Below are 2,524 nucleotides of genomic sequence, written 5' to 3' on the forward strand. Positions count from 1 at the left end.
GCTGCACGGCCACACGGCCATCCGCGCCGCGATGCTGGAGCGACCGGCGCCACCGGGTGCGGCGCCACCCGACACAGCACCGCCCGAACCAGCACCGTCCGAACCAGCACCGTCCGAACCGGCGCCGTCCGAACCGGAGCCCACCACCACGACCGCGGCCCCGCTCGGCGCCTCCCGGGCGATGGCCACGGCCGCGGTGCGGCACAACGCCTCCACGACCTCCGGATCGTCGGCGGGCGGCAGGTCGACACGCAGGGTCAGCCCCACCCGCCTGCCCCCGGGCCCGCCGGTGGAGACCACGACGAGGGAGTCCCGCGGGCGGAACCCGATGAGCACGGGCAGTGCGGTGATCAGCCCCTCCGTGCCCACCCGCAGGGGCGAGTCGGGGAGGGGGGAACCGGAGAGGAACGGCGGGAGCGACGGGGTCATGGCGACAGCCTGCGGCCTGTCCCCGACCTGGGTGACCCGCCTGCCGCCACCCTGTGGACAGGTGACCGAAACGCCGTCACAGAACACCGGATGTGGACAACCGGGTGGCCCGGGGTCCCCGGAACGGTCGCCAGGTCGTCGCACAGATGTAACGTCTCTCGGTTGCCGTGCTCTCCACGCGCGGGGAGGCTTTGCCCGGGCCGGGGATCCCGGTCCGGCGGGGACGGACGGAGGGACGGTCGGTGTACGACTACGACCTACTGGTGATCGGTTCGGGCCCGGGTGGGCAGAAGGCGGCGATCGCCGCGGCCAAGCTCGGCAAGCGCGTGGCCATCGCGGAGCGCCGCGACATGATGGGCGGCGTCTGCGTCAACACCGGCACGATCCCCTCGAAGACCCTGCGCGAGGCCGTCCTCTACCTCACCGGCTTCGCCCAGCGGGAGATGTACGGCGCCAGCTACCGGGTCAAGTCCGAGATCACGATCGCCGACCTGCTCGCGCGGACCTCGCACGTCGTCGGCCGCGAGGTCGAGGTGATCCGCAACCAGCTCATGCGCAACCACGTCGACATCCTCGGCGGGACCGCGCACTTCGAGGACCCGCACACCGTCACGGTCCAGGGCCCGGAACGCGGCGACCACACCACCGTCACGGCCGAGTTCGTGGTGATCGCCACCGGGACCCGGCCCGCCCGACCGCCGGAGGTCGAGTTCGACGACGAGGAGTACCACGTCGTCGACTCCGACGCGGTCCTGCACCTCAAGCGGGTCCCCACGTCCATGGTCGTGGTCGGCGCCGGGGTGATCGGCATCGAGTACGCCTCGATGTTCGCCGCGGTCGGCACGAAGGTCACGGTCGTGGAGAAGCGGCCGACCATGCTGGACTTCTGCGACCCGGAGATCGTGGAGTCGCTGAAGTTCCACCTCCGCGACCAGGGCGTGTCCTTCCGCTTCGGCGAGGAGGTCTCGCGGGTCGAGAACACCGCGAAGGGCACCATCACGTCCCTGGCCAGCGGGAAGAAGATCCCGGCGGACATGGTCATGTACTCGGCGGGCCGCCAGGGCGTCACCGACGAGCTCGCCCTGGACAAGGCGAACCTGATGGCCGACAAGCGCGGCCGCATCGCCGTCGACGGCAACTACCGCACCGAGGTCGACCACATCTACGCGGTCGGCGACGTGATCGGCTTCCCGGCGCTGGCCGCCACGAGCATGGACCAGGGCAGGCTGGCGGCCTACCACGCCTTCGGCGAGCCCGCCCGGGAGCTGCACGGCCTGCAGCCCATCGGCATCTACACGGTCCCCGAGATCTCCTACTGCGGGAAGACGGAGGCCGAGCTCACCGAGTCCGCCACCCCCTACGAGGTGGGCATGTCCCGCTACCGCGAGCTGGCGCGCGGCGCGATCGTGGGCGACTCGTACGGCATGCTGAAGCTGCTCGTCTCCACCGAGGACCGCACCCTGCTGGGCGTGCACGTGTTCGGCACCAACGCCACCGACCTCGTCCACATCGGACAGGCGATCATGGGCTGCGGCGGGACCGTGGACTACCTGGTCGACACGGTGCTGAACTACCCGACGCTCTCCGAGGCCTACAAGGTCGCGGCACTGGACGTCACGAACAAGATCCGGGCGCTGCAGGCCTACCAGTAGGCCGGCTCAGGTGTAGCCGATGCCCTGCTCGTCGAGCCACGGCTTCGGGTTGATCTTCGACCCGCCCGGCGTGGTGACCTCGATGTGCAGGTGCGGGCCGGTGGACTGGCCGCGGTTGCCGACCTCGGCGATCTGCTGGCCCTTCGCCACCTGTTCGCCCACGGAGACCAGCGAGCGGTTGACGTGCCCGTAGGTCGTGATCGTGCCGTCGGCGTGCTGCACGCGGACCCAGAGGCCGAAGCCGCTGGCCGCACCCGAGTCGATCACCGTGCCCGCGAGGGGCACGTGGATCGGGGTGCCGATCGGCGCGGCGATGTCCAGGCCCATGTGCGAGGCGCCGCCCCGCAGCCCGAACCCGCTCGTGACGCGCCCGACCAGCATCTGGATGCCGCCCGCCGCGGACTGCGAGGCGCCGACCTTCGCGATCTCGGCGGCCTGGCGCG

At 71.3% G+C, this 2,524-nt stretch carries 3 protein-coding genes; 1 reads left to right on the plus strand and 2 read right to left on the minus strand.

The window, feature by feature from the left end:
• Positions 1-429 (minus strand): DUF4192 family protein (locus tag H5J29_RS29005; RefSeq protein ID WP_181784161.1); only part of this gene is annotated, 429 nt, incomplete at its 3' end.
• A 242-nt stretch (positions 430-671) separates the two neighbouring features.
• Here H5J29_RS29005 and sthA point away from each other — a divergent pair.
• Positions 672-2,081 carry a Si-specific NAD(P)(+) transhydrogenase gene (gene sthA / locus H5J29_RS29010; protein WP_181784162.1) on the plus strand — a complete coding sequence of 470 codons (1,410 nt, stop codon included), beginning with the start codon at positions 672-674 and terminating at the stop codon, positions 2,079-2,081.
• Positions 2,082-2,087: 6 nt separating this feature from the next.
• Here the strand turns inward: sthA and H5J29_RS29015 are convergent.
• On the minus strand, positions 2,088-2,524 hold a 437-nt coding region (locus H5J29_RS29015), incomplete at its 5' end, for a M23 family metallopeptidase (protein ID WP_181784163.1).

The organism is Pseudonocardia pini (assembly GCF_013870575.1).
Lineage (GTDB): Bacteria > Actinomycetota > Actinomycetes > Mycobacteriales > Pseudonocardiaceae > Pseudonocardia > Pseudonocardia pini.